The organism is Diaphorobacter aerolatus (assembly GCF_014489535.1).
GTDB lineage: Bacteria > Pseudomonadota > Gammaproteobacteria > Burkholderiales > Burkholderiaceae_C > Diaphorobacter_A > Diaphorobacter_A aerolatus.
In genome coordinates this window covers 2,064,091-2,082,349 of the sequence record NZ_CP060783.1, presented here as the reverse complement: position 1 = coordinate 2,082,349, position 18,259 = coordinate 2,064,091, and the positions used below count along the sequence as shown (strand labels likewise).

General features: G+C 62.9%; 16 protein-coding genes and 2 pseudogenes. 12 read left to right on the top strand and 6 right to left on the bottom strand.

Going from position 1 to position 18,259, the window contains the following annotated elements; genetic code table 11:
* Positions 1–679 precede the first annotated feature (679 nt).
* The 4 genes from htpG to H9K75_RS09560 all read left to right on the top strand — a co-directional run bounded on the left by htpG (position 680) and on the right by H9K75_RS09560 (position 4,986).
* Positions 680–2,632 carry a molecular chaperone HtpG gene (htpG, locus tag H9K75_RS09575; RefSeq protein WP_187725598.1) on the top strand — a complete coding sequence of 651 codons (1,953 nt, stop codon included), beginning with the start codon at positions 680–682 and terminating at the stop codon, positions 2,630–2,632.
* A gap of 211 nt (positions 2,633–2,843) precedes the next feature.
* The gene (gene xrtH / locus H9K75_RS09570) at positions 2,844–3,464 is read left to right on the top strand and encodes an exosortase H (protein WP_187725597.1); all 621 of its coding nucleotides are present in this window, start codon (positions 2,844–2,846) and stop codon (positions 3,462–3,464) included.
* A gap of 35 nt (positions 3,465–3,499) precedes the next feature.
* Positions 3,500–4,198, top strand: a complete 699-nt coding sequence (locus H9K75_RS09565) for an exosortase H-associated membrane protein (protein WP_226858630.1) — start codon at positions 3,500–3,502, stop codon at positions 4,196–4,198.
* A complete protein-coding gene (locus H9K75_RS09560) occupies positions 4,198–4,986 on the top strand; it encodes an ankyrin repeat domain-containing protein (RefSeq protein WP_187725596.1) in 789 nt (262 codons plus the stop codon). Before H9K75_RS09565 ends, H9K75_RS09560 begins: the two co-directional genes overlap by 1 nt.
* Positions 4,987–5,039: 53 nt before the next feature.
* On the opposite strand, the gene H9K75_RS09555 is transcribed toward H9K75_RS09560, so the two are convergent.
* The 4 genes from H9K75_RS09555 to H9K75_RS09540 form a co-directional block, all read right to left on the bottom strand.
* The gene (locus H9K75_RS09555; protein ID WP_187725595.1) at positions 5,040–6,077 is read right to left on the bottom strand and encodes a serine/threonine protein kinase; all 1,038 of its coding nucleotides are present in this window, start codon (positions 6,075–6,077) and stop codon (positions 5,040–5,042) included.
* Between the two features lie 74 nt (positions 6,078–6,151).
* Positions 6,152–7,573: a bifunctional serine/threonine-protein kinase/universal stress protein gene (locus H9K75_RS09550; protein WP_187725594.1), complete on the bottom strand. Its 1,422-nt coding sequence runs from the start codon at positions 7,571–7,573 to the stop codon at positions 6,152–6,154.
* Positions 7,574–7,703: 130 nt separating this feature from the next.
* Positions 7,704–8,465 carry a metallophosphoesterase family protein gene (locus H9K75_RS09545; RefSeq protein WP_187725593.1) on the bottom strand — a complete coding sequence of 254 codons (762 nt, stop codon included), beginning with the start codon at positions 8,463–8,465 and terminating at the stop codon, positions 7,704–7,706.
* 78 nt (positions 8,466–8,543) lie between these two features.
* On the bottom strand, positions 8,544–9,392 hold the full coding sequence (locus tag H9K75_RS09540; RefSeq protein ID WP_187725592.1) for a 3-hydroxybutyryl-CoA dehydrogenase: 849 nt from the start codon (positions 9,390–9,392) through the stop codon (positions 8,544–8,546).
* A gap of 98 nt (positions 9,393–9,490) precedes the next feature.
* Here H9K75_RS09540 and H9K75_RS25115 point away from each other — a divergent pair.
* The 3 genes and pseudogenes from H9K75_RS25115 to H9K75_RS23800 form a co-directional block, all read left to right on the top strand.
* Positions 9,491–9,718, top strand: a pseudogene (locus H9K75_RS25115) (lycopene cyclase family protein); the annotation flags it as partial.
* Positions 9,712–10,194: a GMC family oxidoreductase N-terminal domain-containing protein gene (locus H9K75_RS23805; RefSeq protein ID WP_404826417.1), complete on the top strand. Its 483-nt coding sequence runs from the start codon at positions 9,712–9,714 to the stop codon at positions 10,192–10,194. The pseudogene H9K75_RS25115 and the gene H9K75_RS23805, both read left to right, overlap by 7 nt.
* Positions 10,188–11,150 carry a GMC family oxidoreductase gene (locus H9K75_RS23800; RefSeq protein WP_404826437.1) on the top strand — a complete coding sequence of 321 codons (963 nt, stop codon included), beginning with the start codon at positions 10,188–10,190 and terminating at the stop codon, positions 11,148–11,150. The genes H9K75_RS23805 and H9K75_RS23800 overlap by 7 nt, the downstream gene beginning before the upstream one ends.
* Positions 11,151–11,158: 8 nt before the next feature.
* Here the strand turns inward: H9K75_RS23800 and dtd are convergent, their stop codons facing one another.
* The gene (dtd, locus tag H9K75_RS09530) at positions 11,159–11,605 is read right to left on the bottom strand and encodes a D-aminoacyl-tRNA deacylase (protein WP_187725591.1); all 447 of its coding nucleotides are present in this window, start codon (positions 11,603–11,605) and stop codon (positions 11,159–11,161) included.
* A gap of 1 nt (position 11,606) precedes the next feature.
* Entirely contained in the window at positions 11,607–12,587 is a 981-nt protein-coding gene (locus tag H9K75_RS09525; protein ID WP_226858629.1) for a cation diffusion facilitator family transporter, read from the bottom strand.
* Positions 12,588–12,704: 117 nt separating this feature from the next.
* Between H9K75_RS09525 and H9K75_RS09520 the strand changes: the two genes are divergently transcribed.
* The 5 genes and pseudogenes from H9K75_RS09520 (at position 12,705) to H9K75_RS09500 (ending at position 18,178) form a co-directional block, all read left to right on the top strand.
* Entirely contained in the window at positions 12,705–14,186 is a 1,482-nt protein-coding gene (locus H9K75_RS09520) for an AMP nucleosidase (protein ID WP_187725590.1), read from the top strand.
* Between the two features lie 133 nt (positions 14,187–14,319).
* Positions 14,320–15,293 (top strand): annotated as a pseudogene (locus tag H9K75_RS09515) (Bug family tripartite tricarboxylate transporter substrate binding protein).
* Between the two features lie 89 nt (positions 15,294–15,382).
* Complete coding sequence (locus H9K75_RS09510; protein WP_264294032.1) at positions 15,383–16,579, top strand: CaiB/BaiF CoA transferase family protein; 1,197 nt, start codon at positions 15,383–15,385, stop codon at positions 16,577–16,579.
* A complete protein-coding gene (locus tag H9K75_RS09505; protein ID WP_187725588.1) occupies positions 16,576–16,965 on the top strand; it encodes a cupin domain-containing protein in 390 nt (129 codons plus the stop codon). The genes H9K75_RS09510 and H9K75_RS09505 overlap by 4 nt, the downstream gene beginning before the upstream one ends.
* Before the next feature lie 49 nt (positions 16,966–17,014).
* Positions 17,015–18,178 (top strand): acyl-CoA dehydrogenase family protein, encoded by a 1,164-nt coding sequence (locus tag H9K75_RS09500; RefSeq protein ID WP_187725587.1) that lies wholly within the window; start codon positions 17,015–17,017, stop codon positions 18,176–18,178.
* Positions 18,179–18,259: the final 81 nt, after the last annotated feature.

The window sequence follows — 18,259 nt, the reverse complement described above, 5'->3', positions numbered from 1 at the left end:
AGGTCGGGTCGTTCTCCTTTCATTGCGCAGATCGGCATTGCTGCGCGGTCCACAGGATCTGCCTTCTCTCGCTCGTCTCGCCAAGCACTCGATTAGTAAAACGCTATTGCCAAAACTAGCTGGATCGTCAGATGCAAATCGAACGTGAATGTAAGCCAAATGGATGACATGACGTTACGTCACTTTTGATACAAAAAGTGATATTTATTAGCAAGCTAATTTTCTTAGATCGAAAACAATAGCGAAATATCTATGTTTTTAAATGATATTTTTTCATAATGCATTTTTTTCAAGTCGAGTTTGTTAATTTTCCAGAATATTTCAAATGAAAAATAATTTGATACAAATCAGCAAAGTTGCTGCTACATTCGTGATGAAAATTGTGTGAAATAGAAGCATATAGTTACATTTGAAGCAATTCGGAAAAGAAATTTCAGCAACTTGTCATGTGAGTGATTGGTTGTAGTAGATATTGCTTGCTTGCGTGCGCGGGCCTGGGACCTGGGTGATGCGCGCACGGGCGTCTTGAACTCACCGTATTCACCCCCATCTGCCCGCAAGCTCGGAGGGGCTGGAGCGCGGCGCGCAGCGCCGCTTTGTCGCTCGCCGATGCGTCACACGGAGATGTCCACGCGCTGCCGCGGGCATCGGGAAGAGACTTTTTCGCATTCATTCATTCATGAACACCAAACACACTCATTCCTTTCAGGCCGAGGTGGCACAACTGCTGCATCTGGTCACGCATTCGCTGTACTCCAACAAGGAAATCTTTCTGCGCGAGCTGATTTCCAACGCCTCCGACGCGTGCGACAAGCTGCGCTTCGAGGCCTTGAACAAGCCTGAGCTGTATGAGGGGCAGCCCCAGCTTGAAGTGCGCGTTTCCTTCGACAAGAAGGCTCGGACCCTGACGATTGCCGACACCGGCATCGGCATGAGCGAGCAGGAAGCCATCGACAACCTAGGCACCATCGCCAAGAGCGGCACCAAGGACTTCATGAGCAAGCTCTCGGGCGATCAGAAGGCCGATTCGCAGCTCATCGGTCAGTTCGGCGTGGGCTTTTATTCGGGCTTCATCGTGGCCGACAGGATCACCGTCGAGTCGCGCCGCGCGGGTCTGTCCGCGAGCGAGGGAGTGCGCTGGGTGAGCGGCGGTTCGGGCGACTTCGAGGTCGAGCAGATCGAGCGCGCCGAGCGCGGTACCAGCATCACGCTGCATCTGCGCGAAGATGCCGAAGAGTTCCTCAATGCCTGGAAACTCAAGCAGCTCATCAACAAGTATTCCGACCACATCAGCCTGCCAATCCTCATGGAGAAGGAGGAGTGGAAAGAGGGCGAGAACGATCAGCCCGGCGACATGGTGAAGACCGGCGAGTGGGAAACCGTCAATCAGGCGAGCGCGCTGTGGACACGCCCGAAGAAGGACATCACGCCCGAGCAGTACATCGAGTTCTACAAGAACATCAGCCACGACAGCGAGGCACCGCTCACCTGGAGCCACAACCGGGTCGAGGGCAATACCGAGTACACGCAGCTGTTGTACATCCCGGCGCACGCGCCCATGGACCTGTGGAACCGGGACAAGAAGGCAGGCATCAAGCTCTACGTCAAGCGCGTGTTCATCATGGACGACGCCGAGGCGCTGATGCCCACCTATCTGCGTTTCGTGAAGGGCGTGATCGACTCCGCCGATCTGCCGCTCAACGTGAGCCGCGAACTGCTACAGGAAAGCCGCGATGTGCGCCTGATTCGCGACGGCAACACGCGCCGTGTGCTGTCGATGCTCGAAGACCTGGCCAAGCATGACAGGCACGACGCGGCAGCGGTGACCGAAGGCGATGTGGTGGACGTGGTCAGCGAGGACGACAAGGCCAAGGAAGGCAAATACACGCAGTTCTACAGCGAGTTCGGCGCGGTGCTCAAGGAAGGCCTGGGTGAGGACTTCGGCAACAGCGAGCGCATTGCCAAGCTGCTGCGCTTTGCATCGTCGACGAGCGACGGCCTGACGGTCTCGTTCGCCGACTACAAGTCGCGGATGAAGGAAGGCCAGGAGGCGATCTACTACATCACCGCCGACACGCTGGCCGCGGCCAGGAACAGCCCGCAGCTCGAAGTGTTCAAGAAGAAGGGCATCGAAGTCCTATTGATGACGGATCGCGTGGACGAGTGGGCGTTGAACTATCTGACCGAATTCGATGGCACGCCGCTGCAATCGGTGGCCAAGGGGGCGGTCGATCTCGGCAAGTTGCAGGACGAGGCCGAGAAGAAGGCCGCTGAAGAGGCTGCCGAGACCTTCAAGCCGACGCTGGCCAGGCTCAAGCAGGCGCTGAACAACGAAGTGGAAGACGTGCGCGTCACCACGCGTCTGGTCGATTCCCCGGCCTGCATCGTGGTGCAGGACGGCGGCATGAGTGCCCAACTTGCGCGCATGCTCAAGCAGGCCGGCCAGCCGATTCCGCAATCCAGGCCGGTGCTGGAAGTGAATCCGGAACACCCGCTGGTGAAGAAGCTCGAGGGTTCGGTGCACTTCGACGATCTCGCGCACATTCTGTTCGATCAGGCACTGCTCGCCGAGGGCGGCATGCCGGAAGATCCGGCCGCTTATGTCAAACGCGTGAACGCGCTGCTCGTTTGATCGAAGGTCGTCACCTGTTGCGAGGCCACCGCGCAAAACCCTGAACAGGCTGCCGAGATCGGCTGAACTGTTGGTTTGAGCGAAAATGCCGTGTAACCTAGGGAACCTCTGCGCAAATCGGATCGACGCTTGACCAGCCATTCGTGCGGAGGATTCTTGGCGTTGCGCGGCATTTTTCCTTGTCGGCCCGATTTGTGACCCTTCGATCACCATGTTGCGTTTTTTTCTTCTGTTCCTCACGATCCAGTTGACGCTGTTCGGCCTGAACATGCTCAACTGGGTGCAGCAGCACATCGTCCTGCCGTGGACCGCCCTGCTCGCCAGAATCTGTTCCACGCTGGTGGTCTGGTTCGACGAAACCGCGACCGCGCAGGGCAAGGTGCTTTGGAACAACGCGACCGGCTTCGGCGTCTCGATCGAGGCGGGTTGCAACGGCATCGAGGCCTGCATTGTGCTGTTTGCGGCCATCATTGCATTTCCGTCAAGCTGGCGTCACAAGCTCATCGGCTTCGTTGCCGGGTTCTTCGCGATCCAGGCACTGAACGTGGTGCGCGTCATCAGCCTGTTCTATCTTGGCCAATGGAATATGTCGGTGTTCAACTTTGCGCACGAGTTCCTCTGGCAGGGGCTGATCATGCTCGACGTGTTGATCGTCTGGCTGTTGTGGGTGCGTGCGGGCTCCAAGGAGCGGGCCGCCAATGAGCCGCCGCCATCTGATGAGCCTCCTGCCCCGCCGGTTGCAGCCAGCGCGCCGCGTATGGGCTCGGGCGAGGGCTCGGTGAGCCATTCGCTGGACCTGTCACCGCACGCACGGCCAAGGCCTTCGGTGTGAACGCGCTGGCGCATGAGCAGAGGGAGGAAACCGAGATGACCGAACCAACCACTTCTTCCATTGCGACCACAGAAGCGGAGGCGGGCGGCGATGAGGCCGCAAAAAAAAGCAAGGTGGTGCCGCGATTCGCCGCGTTTGCGTTCGCGGGCATCATCGTGTTGACGCTGATCTGGACCAAGGTCACACCCTGGGTTTCATATCCGATTGCGTTTCTCTCGCACGTCGCCCTCGAAGAGGTCGCGCCGATGTGGGTGCGCGAGATCCATAAACAGCCCGGCTTGATCGAGGTGCAGACCAGCGTCGGCGTGTCGGTCCCGAGTGCCGGGGGCCGGATCGCCGATGTGGTGGTGGATGCCGACCCGGGCCGTTATGCCTTCGGCTTGCCGATCTTTCTGGCGCTGATTCTCGCTGCCTATGCCGCCAATCGCGCGCCGGGGCGAATCCAGAAGGCGGTTGCCGGATATCTGATCCTGCTGCCGATCCAGAGCTTCAGTCTGGTGATGTACCTGCTCATGCAGGTGCTAGTGGCGGCAAAGCTCGACATCCGGACCTTGCGTGTGGATCCCTGGCAGGTCGAGTCCATCGTGTTCGGTTATCAGGTCGGCGTGCTGGTGCTGCCCACGCTCGCGCCGGTGCTGGTGTGGCTGCTGCTGGATCGCAAGTTCTTTGGCGACGTGATCGTCAATGGCTGGAAGCAGTCGATGAAGGCCAGAACACCGGCACGCAAAAAATAATGCGGCCAGTGAAAACCCCCGTGTCGGTCTCGCTGCGTTTCAACCTTCTGTGTGCGGGGCTGGTGGCGCTGAGCGCGGCCAGCTTCGCGCAATCACCTGCGAGGGAAGCCGTGCACAAAGCCAATGCCGAGACCTACCGCCAGATTGCCGCGACCACGACGGAATCCGCACGCCGCCAGGCGGTGCATGGCAAGGCGCTCGGCGAGCAGTTGCTGAAGTTCTCGCAGGCCGGCGACGAACTGGCGGTGCGCAAACTGCTTGCCAGGGATGCGCCCGTCAACGCGCGCGATGAGCAAGGCAACACGCCGCTCCTGCTGGCGACGGCGGGCAATCACATCGAGGTGGCGCGCTCGCTGATCCTGCAGGGCGCGGACGTGAACCTCCAGAATGCGCAGAAGGACAGCGCGTACCTGCTGGCCTCGGCGCGCGGCCATCTCGAAATCCTGCGCATGACGCTGTCGCGCGGTGCCGATCTCCAAAGCACCAACCGCTACGGCGGCACCGGGCTCATTCCCGCGTGCGAACGCGGTCACGTGGCCGTTGCCAAGGCGCTGATCGACGCGGGCGTGAACCTCAACCACGTCAATGATCTTGGCTGGACCTGTCTCTTGGAAGCCATCGTGCTGAGCGACGGCGGCGCGCCCCATCAGCAGATCGTGCGCGACGTGATCGCCGCCGGTGCCGATGTGAATCTGGCCGACAAGGACGGCGTCACGCCGCTGGCCCACGCACGAAAGCGCAACCAGCGGGCAATCGCGGAACTGTTGACCGCGGCAGGCGCACAGTGACGGGTTGATTGATTGATTGATTGATTGATTGATTGATTGATTGATTGAGTCGCTCAGACCAGCAGTGACGGCTCCTGCATCGCCTCGATCTGCTCGACGAGCATGTCGGTCTGGCCGCGCCAGTAGTCGCTTGAACCGAACCACGGGAAATTGATCGGAAAGATCGGATCGGCATAGCGCCGCGCGAGCCACGCGCTGTAGTGGATCAGGCGCAGCGTGCGCAGCGGCTCGATGAGTGCGAGTTCGCGGCGGTCGAAGTCGCGGAACTGCTCATAGCCTTCGAGCAGCGTGGACAGTTGCATGCTGCGCTGCGCGCGTTCGCCCGACATCAGCATCCACAGGTCCTGCACGCTCGGGCCCATGCGCGCGTCGTCGAGGTCGACAAAGTGCGGTCCGCCGTGGCCGTTGTCATCGACCGGTGTCCACAACACATTGCCCGGGTGGCAATCTCCGTGCAGACGCAGTTGCGTGAAGGAGTGACGCGCGTTCATCTTGTCGGTGATGATTGCCAGCGCCTCGTCGCAGGCCTTGCGCCAGCCTGATTCCTGATCGAGCGGGATGCTTTGGTGCGCCAGCAGCCAGTCGCGGCTGTCGATGCCGAAGGTCTGCACGTCAAGCATCGGGCGCAGCACGAATGGCCGCTCGGCGCCCACGGTGTGGATGCGCGCGAGAAAGCGGCCGATCCATTCCAGGGTTTCGAAATCGTCGAGCTCTGGCGTGCGTCCGCCGCGCCACGGGCTGACCGAAAACGAAAAACCCGCGTGATGATGCAGCGTCCTGCCATGCACCTGAAGCGGCGCAACCATCGGCACTTCGGCGGCGGCGAGTTCAAGCGCGAACGCGTGCTCTTCGAGGATCTGGTCATCGCTCCAGCGCCCCGGGCGGTAGAACTTTGCCACGACTCGCGCACCGTCTTCGAGAGTGACCTGGTAGACGCGATTTTCATAGGAGCCCAGCGCCATCAGCCGACCATCGCCGTTCATGCCCAGTTCGGCCAGCGCATCGAGCACCAGATCGGGCGTGAGCGCGGAATAGGCGTGCGCCGCTGCGCCCGTTGCCTGTGAAGTGGAGTCGTCGTCATCGTTGTGCATGCCGCCATTGTCGCAGCGCGCAACGCCCGGGAACGCCCGAATGCCCCGCGTGTGAGCGAAGCAGGGCGGCCCGTTCAGGCCAGCGCGTGAAATGGCAGTTGCTGCTTCACGAGAATCACGGTGCAGGGCGCGTCGCGGGCGACGCGGATCGGCACGGTGTCCACAAAGCGCTGCATCTGCAGGCCATGAGTGGCGGCGCCGATGATGATCATCGTGACCTGATTGCCGCGTGCGTAGCGCACCAGTGCCTGCGCGACGTCACCCGATTCGAGCACGTGGCAGCTCGCGCTGTGGCCCGCAAGATCGAGCGTCGCCGTCCATTGCTTGAGCCGCGCGAGATGCGTGCGGTGCAAGGTGGTTTCGCTGCGCTCGTGCTGGCTGGTATTGCTCGCCGACGGCGAGATCACCGACACGCATGCCAGCCGCGCGCCGGGCCGGATGCCGAGCGAGCGGTTGACCGCCTGCCGCAGCGAATACATGGTGGCGTCGCTCACGTCCCTGTGCGGCACGGCCACCATGACGATCGGCACTTCCTGCAACTGCTCCTTGGGCAGCGGACTGGGCTGGTAGTGCATGCCGGCCGCCTTGATCCATCGCTTGAACTGCGCGCGCGCGCCGGGTGCGCTCTCGCGCGTGCCGCGATCGGTGATGGGCACATGGTCGGGATGCGCGAGATCGAATGCCAGATGCGCGGCCGAGGGATAGCGGCGAGCGGCTTCGGGTTCGAGGCAGCGCAGGATGATTTCCTGCAACCAGCCCGGCACGTCGGCGCGCAGGCGGCGCGGCGGCGTGGGCGTCATCCACAGGCGCTGACGCAGACCGCCCTGCGTGGTCGGCGCGCCGAACGGCAGTTCGCCAGTCACCATTTCATAGAGCAGCACGCCGATGGCGAAGATGTCGCTGCGCAGGTCGCCGCGCACGCCCACGATCTGCTCGGGAGCAATCCATGCGGGCGATCCCACGGCGCTGCGCATTTCCTCGGCGAGCAGGTCGGGGTAGTGCGCGTGGCAGGATAGTCCGAAGTCCAGCAACGCGGCGACGCCATCTTCCCTGAGCAGCACGTTCGCGGGTTTGAGGTCGAGATGGCAGACGTTCTGCTGGTGCAGGCTGTGCACGGCCACCGCCACTGCGTTGCCGATCAACGCGATCTCGCCGATGTTGCCGCGCGGATGCGCGTCGATCCAGTGCTGGAGTGTCGAGCCCGGGAGGTATTCCATCACGATGTACGGCAGTCGCAGCAGATCGCCAGCGGCCACGAAGCGCGGCACATGCGGGCCCGAGAGGGTCGGGTGAATCTGCAGTTCGACCTCGAAGCTCACGATGTTCTCGGCACCATCGCCGGGCGTCATGCGCGGAATCTTCATCACCAGCGCAAAGCCCGGATCGCGGGCAATCTGCGCGTAGGTCACGTGATAGATGTGCGCCATGCCTCCGGCATGCACGCAGTCATGAACGATGAATCCATCGATCTCGGTTCCCGGTGTCAGCAATTTCATGTCTTCTGATCGAGGAAGGGAGTGAAGGAGCGAGCGGGTCAGTCAATCAATCATCAGTCAGTCGCAAGCCGGGGCGTTCTGTATGCAGGTGCGAAGTCCGCGCCTCCGTGCATTTGCGCTTGAGCTACCTTTATAGCCCCCATTCGAGCCGGTCGGCGAAATGGTGTGGCAACGCGTGCGTCTTTCGCACGGCCATCGCTGCCGCCAGATGGTCGTAGACCACGCGGTGAAAGGTGATGGTGGCCGCGTCGCTGTCGTAGATGGCGTACATGGCGCGAGGATCGCGATCACGCGGCTGGCCGCACGAGCCCACCACGGCGAGCCATTGCCGGTGCGGCGGCACGGGAATCGGCACGCCGGGCTCGGGCGTGAAGCGCATCAGCTTGGCGGTCGGCGTGAGGAAGTAGAGCGACTGCGCGTGCACATGCCCCACGAACACATAGCGGATGGCCTCGTCCTGCGCGGCGGCTGCGCGCATGCAGCGCTCGGCTGCGGCGTTGTCGCTCACGTAGTGCCACTTGTCGGGCGAATCGGCGCTCGCGTGAACCAGCAGCACATCCTGCCCTAGCCTCGTGGTCAGCGGCAGATTTTCCAGAAAGCTGCGATGCAGCGGCTGCAACTGCGCGTGTGTCCACGCCGCACCTTCGTCCTGCACCTGACGGATGACGTCGGGCGGATTCAGCGCCATGTATTCATGGTTGCCGCGCACGCACGGCGCGCCGCACGAAACCAGCGCCATCACGCGATCAACCACTTCGGCAGGATTGCCGCCATAGCCGACCAGATCGCCGATGAATGCGAACTGCTGCGCATTCTGCGCGCGCGCGTGTTCCAGGCAGGCGTCCAGCGCCTGAAGATTGGAGTGCAGATCGGCGAGAAGGGCGTATTTCATGCTGCTTTGGTTCAGAGAGCCGACCATCCACAAAGGTGGCGAACTCGTGCAGATGCTACGCCTCTTCTCTTGCAATGATCAGTACTTGTACACGCCCTGGCCGGTCTTTCGACCGAGGCGACCGGCAGCGACCATTTCCTTGAGCAACGGGCAGGGGCGGTACTTGCTGTCGCCGAACTCGTCGAGGTACACGTCCATCACGGCCAGGCACACGTCGAGGCCGATCATGTCGGCCAGCGCCAGCGGGCCGATGGGTTGATTGCAGCCGAGCTTCATGCCGGCATCGATGTCCTCGGCAGTGGCGGAGCCTTCTGCGAGCACGAAGAAGGCTTCGTTGATCATCGGCACCAGAATGCGGTTGACCACGAAGCCCGGCGCATTCTTCACGGTGATCGGGCTCTTGCCGAGCCGCTCGGACAGGGTCTTCACGGCGGCGTGCGTGTCGTCGGAGGTCTGCAGGCCACGGATGATTTCCACCAGCGCCATCATCGGCACGGGGTTGAAGAAATGCATGCCGATGAATCGGTCGGCGCGGCTGGTGACGGCGGCCAGCTTGGTGATCGAGATCGACGAGGTGTTCGACGCCAGAATCACGTCGGGTGCGAGCAGCGCATCGACCTGCTGGAGGATCTTGACCTTGAGGTCGAAGTTCTCGGTGGCGGCCTCGATCACGATCTGCGCTGCCTTGAGATCGTCGTAGCTGGTAGAACCCTTGATGCGCGCAAGCGCGGCGGCTTTGTCCGCTTCTGCAATCTTTTCCTTCTTGATCAGACGATCGAGGCTACCCGTCACCGTGGCGATGCCCTTTTGCACTGCGGCGTCGGAAATGTCCACCATCACGACATTGATGCCTGAGACCGCGCAAGCTTGTGCAATACCGTTGCCCATCGTGCCCGCGCCGATGATGCCTACCGTGGAAATCGTCATATAAAGTCTGCCTTGTGGATAGGAATGGGAATACGTCTGGGTTGCTTGGTGCCTGCTCACCTAACGCGATCCCCGTGCGTTGGGTGAGCAGGCACCTAATGGTGCAACGCGCCATACATCGTATCGGCAAATCTGGCGGCGACGTTCTCGAAAGCGAATACAGGTGTCACATGTTCGACTACATCGTGGTGGGGGGTGGATCGGCGGGATGCGTGCTTGCAGGACGCCTGAGCGAAGACCCGCAAGTGCGCGTTTGCCTCATCGAGGCCGGAGGGCCGGACAGCAGCATGCTGATTCATTGCCCGCCGGACTCGCGGCGATGGCGAAGACGAGTTCGAACAACTGGAAGCTTTCGACCACGCCGCAACCGGGCCTGGGCGGGCGCCGTGGCTACCAGCCGCGCGGCAAGACGCTCGGCGGTTCAAGCTCGGTCAACGCGATGATCTATACGCGCGGACATGCAAGCGACTACGACCATTGGGCCGAACAGGGCAACGCCGGGTGGGCCTGGAGCGACGTGCTGCCGTACTTCATCCGCGCCGAGAACAATGAACGCGGCGGCGACGCGCTGCACGGCTCGGGCGGGCCGCTCAACGTGGCCGATCTGCGCAGTCCGAATCCGCTGAGCCATGCATTCGTGCAGGCGGGCGTGCAGGCCGGTCATGCGCACAACCATGATTTCAACGGCCCCTCGCTCGAAGGCGTGGGCTCTACCAGGTCACGCACAGAAACGGCGAGCGATTCAGCGCCGCCAAGGCCTATCTCACGCCGCATCTGTCGCGACCCAATTTGCAGGTGGTGACCGGCGCGCAGGTCACGCGGATTCTTCTGGAAGATCGGCGCGCCGTGGGTGTGGAGTATTTCAAGGGCGGCGCCCTGCATTCGGAACGCGCCACGCACGAGGTGCTGCTCAGCGCGGGCGCGCTGCTGTCGCCGCAGGTGCTGATGCTCTCGGGTATTGGCAACGGCGCGCATTTGCAGCGTCTCGGTATCGACGTGGTGCACGATCTTTCGGGTGTCGGCGAACATCTGCACGATCATCCCGACGTCGTGACCGTGGTTGATGGCCCGGGTCTCAACGACTCCTTCGGCCTCTCGCTCAAGGGCGCGATGCGTCTGCTGAACGGAATCTTCGAATGGAAATCACGGCGAACCGGCATGCTGACGACCAACTTCGCGGAGGCCGGCGGCTTTCTCAAGAGCAGCGCCGCGCAAGCCGTGCCCGATCTGCAACTGCACTTCGTCATCGGCAAGCTCGTCGATCACGGACGCAAGACGGTGTGGGGCCATGGCTACTCGTGTCACGTCTGTCTGTTGCAGCCCAAAAGCCGTGGCCGGATCACGCTCGCGAGTGCCGATGCGCTTGCAGCGCCGCAGATCGATCCGGCATTTTTCGCCGACCCGGACGATCTGCAGAAGATGATCGGCGCGGTGAAGACCATGCGCCAGATCCTTGCTCAACCGGCGCTTACCCAACTCGGCGGCACGGAACTGGCATATTCCGCGAACGCGCAGACCGACGAGCAGATCGCCGCATACATACGCGACTACGCGGACACCATCTACCACCCGGTGGGTTCGTGCCGCATGGGCTCGGGGCCGATGGATGTGGTCGATGCGCAATTGCGCGTGCACGGCATTCAGGGGCTGCGCGTGGTGGATGCATCGATCATGCCGCGCATCGTGAGCGGCAACACCAACGCGCCGGTGATCATGATTGCCGAGAAGGCCGTGGATCTGATTCGCGCGGCGCGCTGAATGCGCGGTCAGCCTTCGCGCATCGTCATGGGAATCGTGACCGGCCCGTCGTTGACGAGATGCACCTGCATGTCCGCCGCAAATCGGCCGGTCTCCACGAGTGGATGCGCGGCGCGTGCCTCGGCGACGAAATATTCGTAGAGGCGACGGCCCTCGTCGGGCGCTGCGGCGGCCGTGAAGCTGGGCCGGTTGCCACCACGGGTATCGGCGGCCAGCGTGAACTGGCTCACCACCAACAGACCGCCGCCGACGTCCTGCACGCTGCGGTTCATCTTGCCGGCTTCATCGCTGAAGATGCGCAGTTTCAGAATCTTCGCGAGCAACCTGTCGGCGAGCCTGTCGTTGTCGCCCTGCTCGGCGCACAGCAGCACCAGCAGGCCCTGGCCGATCTGGCCAACGACTTCATCAGCCACTTCCACGCGCGCCTCGCGCACACGTTGCAATACGGTGATCAATTCACTGTCCTTGTGGTGCTTCGCCCGCTGCGGCCTGCGATGCCACGGTCTCGAACACCGTGTCTTGCCCGAGCGGCAGGATTTCAATGATCGCGCGCAGATTCGGAACGGCCTGCATCAGCGCCGTTTCCACATCGGTGCGCAGTCTCGCGGCGCGGCCCAGCGTCCATTCGGCGGGCACGTGCATGTGGACATCCAGAAAGTTGCGGCTGCCCGCGCGGCGGGAGATCAGGCTGTCGAAACGCACCGCGCCATCGCTGGCAACGCTGTGCTGCGCGAGCACCTGTTCGAGGCTTTGCAGTTGGTCGTGCGGCAGGGCCTCGTCCATCAGGCCCTGCGAAGACTCCCAGAGCATCGAGCCGCCTTCCCGCAGGATGTTGAGCGCCACCAGGATCGCGACCAGCGGATCGATCCAGTGCCAGCCCGTCAGCATTGCGGCGACGAGCCCGATCAACACACCCGCCGACGTCCACACATCGGTGAACAAATGCCGCGCGTCGCCTTCGAGCGCCTTGGAGTGGTGCACCCGCGCCGCGCGCAGCATGTACCACGCGAGCACGCCGTTGCAGGCGCTGCTCAGGATCAGCAGCGCCGATCCCCAGCCGACCTGCTCCACGGGCTGCGGCGTCAGCAGGCGCGAGACGGCGGCCCAGACGATTGCAATGGCCGCGCCGATGATCAAGATGCCTTCGAAACCCGACGAAAAGAACTCGGCCTTGTGGTGACCGTAGGGATGGTCTTCGTCCGCTGGCCGACGCGCAATCGTCACCATCGCGAGGGCGAACACGGCACCCGCGAGATTGACGAAGGATTCAAGCGCATCGGACAGCATGCCGACCGAGCCCGTCACCCACCACGCAAGCGTCTTCAGCACGATGGTGAGCACCGCCACGGCGACGGAAACACGCAGCAGCGTGGCTGGCGTCATCCATGCAGGAACCGTGGCGAGCGGCGTGGGGCTGAGGTCGTGTGTGCGGCGCATGCCCGCCATTATCGCCACGCGCATCGCCACGCGCGCGCGGTGGCTGACGAGACCGCTGCGTGCATGTCTTTGGCAACTGCTCCAGGCAAATGTCACCAAGCTGTGGACAATAGGCCCATGTCATCCATTCCATTGATCACAGAACCGACGCTGCATACCGACCCGGCCGATGCGCTGGCGCAGGTGCAACGCATTTATCAACAGCAGATCAATCTCCTGCGCGATGCGATGCAGCGCTTCGTGGCCGGGGAGACGCCGACGGAGCATGTGCGCGCTTACTACCCGTTCGTGCGCATGCAGACCTCGACGGTCTCGCGCAAGCCCTCGGCGTTTGCCTACGGCTTTGTCGAAGGGCCTGGGCGATATGAAACCACGTTGACGCGTCCCGATCTGTTCGCCAACTACTACCTTGAGCAGTTCCGCCTGTTGCGCGCGAGCCATGACGTGGAGCTTGAGGTCGGCGTGAGCACACAGCCGATCCCGATCCATTTTTCGTTCGCCGAGAACGATCACATCGAAGGCTCGCTCACCCAGGAACGTCGCACGCTGATGCGCGACGTGTTCGACCTGCCCGATCTCTCGTCGATGGATGACGGCATCGCCAACGGCACCTGGGAGCCCCGGCCCGGTGAAGCGCAGCCGCTGTCGTTGTTCACCGCGCCGCGCGTGGACTATTCGCTGCACCGCCTGCGCCACTACACCGGCACACAGCCCGAGTGGTTCCAGAACTTCGTGCTGTTCACCAATTACCAGTTCTACATCGACGAGTTCCTGCGTCTCGGTCACTCGGAGATGGCCAGGGAGGACAGCGAATACATCGCGTTCATCGAGCCCGGCAACGTGGTCAAGCGACGCAAGGGCCTGCACGCGAAGCCCGGTGACGAACTCGGCGTGGCACCGCCGCGTCTGCCGCAGATGCCCGCCTACCACCTCGTGCGCGCGGACGGCAGCGGAATCACGATGGTCAACATCGGCGTCGGTCCCGCGAACGCCAAGACCATCACCGACCACATCGCCGTGCTGAGGCCCCACGCGTGGATGATGCTCGGCCACTGCGCGGGGCTGCGCAACAGCCAGCAGTTGGGCGATTACGTGCTCGCGCATGCCTATGTGCGCGAGGACCACGTGCTCGACGAGGATCTGCCGCTGTGGGTGCCGATTCCGGCGCTCGCCGAAATCCAGCTTGCGCTGCAGCAGGCCGTGGCCGACGTGGCTCAGGTGCCCGAGGACCAGCTCAAGCGCATCATGCGCACCGGCACGGTCGCGAGCACCGACAACCGCAACTGGGAGCTGCTGCCCGACAACATGCCGCAGCGGCGCTTCAGCCAGAGCCGCGCGGTCGCGCTCGACATGGAAAGCGCGACCATCGCCGCCAACGGCTTTCGCTTTCGCGTGCCCTACGGAACCCTGCTGTGCGTATCCGACAAGCCGCTGCATGGGGAGATCAAGCTACCCGGCATGGCCAATCATTTCTACCGTGAGCGGGTCGATCAGCATCTGCGCATCGGCATGCGCGCAATCGACATCCTGCGCGAAGGCGGCACCCAGCGCCTGCACAGCCGCAAGCTGCGCAGCTTCGCGGAAGTGGCGTTTCAGTAGTAAGCATCCGCAAAACGAATCGTTGGCCAGCCAAAAGGAATTGGACGCGAATACTTGAACTGCGCACCATGGATCCATCGCCGAACAACACATCCCACGGCGTTGGATACAAGGAGACACCAGCATGTTCATCATCAAGCGTTCCACCTTTTTGAAGGCGGCCACCGTGGCCGCTCTCGCCGCGAGCCTGCCCTGGGCGCAGGCCCAGACCGCCTTTCCCACCGCCGGGCCGATCACGCTGGTCGTGCCCTTTGCCGCGGGCAGCGGCACCGACGCCGTGGCGCGTGTGGTGGCGCTCAAGCTCGGCGAGCGCCTCAAGCAATCGGTCATCGTGGACAACCGTGCGGGCGCTAGCGCACAGATCGGTGCGCAGTTTGCGGCCAAGGCCAAGCCCGATGGCTACACGCTGTTCATGACCACGAACACCTCGCATTCGGCCAACCCGTGGCTGTTCAAGAGCCTCAAGTACGACCCGGTGAAGGACTTCACGCCGATCACGCGTGTAGGCGAGCTGCCGTTCGCGCTGGTGGTCAACCCCAAGCTGCCGGTGAAGAACGTGCAGGAGCTGATCGACTACGCCAAGGCCCATCCCGACAAGCTCTCGTATGGCACGCCGAACAGCACGTCGGAAGTGGCGGCCGAGACGATCAAATACAACGCCAAGCTCGACATCACCAAGGTGCCCTACAAGTCCAGTCCGCAGGCACTCACCGATCTGATGGGCGACCAGATTCAGGTCTACGTCGCCGATCTGGGGTCGAGCTGGAGCATGCTCAAGGGCGAACGCGTGCGCGCGCTCGGCGTGACCGCGGCCAAGGGCTCGAACCTGCTGCCCAACGTGCCGCCGATCGGCAAGACGATTCCGGGCTTTGACCTGACCTCGTGGAACGGCATCTTCGCGCCCGCCAACACGCCCAGGGAGGTCGTCGAGCGCATCAATTCCGAGCTGCAGGTGATCCTTGAGGACAAGGCCGTGCGCGAACAACTGGCGGGCGTGGGCTTTGAAGTCTGGCCGACCAGGACGCCTGCCGAGTTCGCCACTTATGTGAACGAGCAACTCGCCTACTGGGCAAGCTGATCAAGCAGGCCGGCATCGTGCAGGAATGAACGAACCAACGAGAACCTCTGAGGTGAGCGACATGAGCAAGCATGCAGGACAGGCGCAGGGGCCGCTCGCCGGGGTGAAGATTCTCGACATGACCTCGGTGATCCTCGGGCCGTTCGCCACGCAGATCATGGCCGCGCTCGGCGCGGATGTGATCAAGGTCGAGTCCCCGCAGGGCGACAATATGCGTCATGTGGGGCCGATGCGCAATCCCGGCATGGGCCATATCTTTCTGCAGGCCAACCAGGGCAAGCGCTCCATCGTGCTCGATCTCAAGCAGGAGTCTGCGCGCGAGGCGCTGCTGGCGCTGGTCGACGACACCGACGTGCTCATCAGCAATGTGCGGCCTCAGGCCATGGAGCGTCTCGGCCTGAGCTACGAACTGCTTGCGGCGCGCAATCCGCGGCTCATCCTCGTCAGTTGCTGTGGTTTCGACCAGCACGGGCCCTACGCGGCCAAGCCCGCGTACGACGACCTGATCCAGGGCGCGACCGGCGTGCCATGGCTGTCTCAGCAGTACAGCGGCGGCGAGCCTGCCTACATGCCTATGACGCTGGCCGACCGCGTGACCGGCCTGCATGCGGTGTATGCGGTCACGGCGGCGCTCTATGCGCGCGAGAAGTCGGGCCGTGGGCAATCCGTCGTCGTGCCGATGTTCGAGGCGATGACGCAATTCATCCTCGGCGACCACATGGCGGGGTTGAGCTTCGAGCCGCAGCTCGGCGGGCCGGGCTATAGCCGCCTGCTCACGGCGCACCGCAAGCCGTATCGCACCCGCGATGGCCATCTCTGCGTGCTGATCTACAACGACAAGCACTGGCACAACTTCTTTGCCGCCATCGGCCAGAGCGAGCGCATGCAGGACGCGATGTTCGCCACGCACACGCAACGTGCGGCGAACATCGACGCCGTCTACGCCGAGGTCGCCCGGTTGATGCGCGAGCGCACCAGCGCCGAATGGCGCGTGCTGCTGGACGCGGCCGACATCCCCAATATGCCGATGTCCTCGCCCGAAGACCTGCTCAGCGATCCGCATCTGCAGGCCACGGGCTTTGTGCGCGCGGTGCAGCATCCCACGGAAGGGCCACTGCGCACCACCGGCAATCCCACGCAATGGAGCGCCACGCCGCCTTCAAGCAGCGTGGCGCACGCGCCGCAATTGGGCGAACACACGGAATCCGTGCTGCGCTCGATTGGCATCGATGACGCGATGCTCGATGCCATGCTCGGCAGCAAGGCCTGCATGCAGGCCCAGCAGCCACAACCAGACGCCAAGGAAGCCTCATGACAAGCACCAGCAAATATCTGATCCGCGAACAGGACGTCGAAGGCTACAGCCCCGCCAACCATCACGGCACGGTCAACCGCCGTCTGGTCAGCGCCGCCAACGTCGGCGCGAGACACATGGAGCTGCTGCTCGGCACGCTCGAGAAGGGCGGCGGCGCGCTGCCGCATGCGCATCCCGGCATGGAGCAGGCCTGCTATCTGCTGGAGGGCACGGCCGAGGTGCAGGTGGAGGGCGAGACCTTCACCATGCAGCCCGGCGACACCTGTTTCTTCCCCGAAGACAGCATGCACATTTTTCGCGTGACCAGCGACACGCCGGTTCGGCTACTGGTCATCTACAGCCCGCCCTACGGCGAAAACCCGGCACGCGTTCGGCGACCCGAGTGACGAAGAAACCGATCGACCGAGACAGCAACCGCAGCAAAGAGAGACAGCCATGGACTTCCTCCTGAACGAGCAACAGGAACAGATCCGCGACGCCATCGAGCGCGTCTGCGCCCCGTTTGACGACGACTACTGGCTGCGAAAGGACCGCGAAGGCGGCTTTCCCGACGATTTCCACCAAGCGCTCGCCGACGCGGGCTGGCTGGGCATCGCCATGCCCGAAGAGTTCGGTGGCGCGGGTCTTGGCATCAGCGAGGCGGCATTGATGATGCACACCATCGCCGCGACCGGAGCCGGTCTGTCGGGAGCGTCGGCGGTACACATGAACATCTTTGGCCTGCATCCGGTGGTGGTGTTCGGCACCGATGAGCAGAAGCGGCGCTGGCTGCCGCCGCTGATCGCCGGGCGCGACAAGGCCTGCTTCGGCGTGACGGAGCCGAACGCCGGACTCAACACGCTGAAGCTCAAGACGCGCGCCGAACGCAAGGGCGATCACTACGTCGTGCATGGACAGAAGGTGTGGATTTCCACGGCGCAGGTCGCCAACAAGATTCTGCTGCTCGCGCGCACCAAGCCGGTCGAGGAGTGCAAGGGGACCGAGGGGCTGAGCCTGTTCTATACCGACGTGGATCGCAGCACCATGGAGATTCGCGAGATCGACAAGCTCGGGCGCAAATGCGTGGACTCCAATCAGGTGTTCATCGATGGCCTGCGCATTCCGGTCGAGGACCGCATCGGCGAGGAAAACAAGGGCTTCTCGTACATCCTGCACGGCCTCAATCCCGAGCGCATCCTGATCGCCGCCGAAGCCGTGGGCCTGGGCCGCGCGGCGCTCGCCAAGGCGACGCGCTATGCCAATGAGCGCGTGGTTTTCGACCGGCCCATTGGCCAGAATCAGGGCATTCAGCATCCGCTCGCGCAATCGTGGATGCAGCTCGAATCGGCGCATCTCATGGTGCAGAAAGCGGCCTTCCTGTACGACCGTCATCTGCCGTGCGGCGCCGAGGCCAATGCCGCCAAATACCTTGGTGCCGAGGCCTGCGCGAAGGCCTGCGAGACGGCGATTTTCACCCACGGCGGCATGGGTTACGCCAAGGAATACCACGTCGAGCGCTACATGCGCGAATCCTGGATTCCGCGCCTTGCGCCCGTCAGCCCGCAACTGATCATGAACTTCATTGCGGAGAAGGTGCTGGGCCTTCCCAAGTCGTATTGAAGAAATATCCGGCAGCGAGAGAGAGAAAGAGGGAGTCCAGTTGAACGTCCGGGAAAACGCCAGTTGGCTCGACGCACGCAA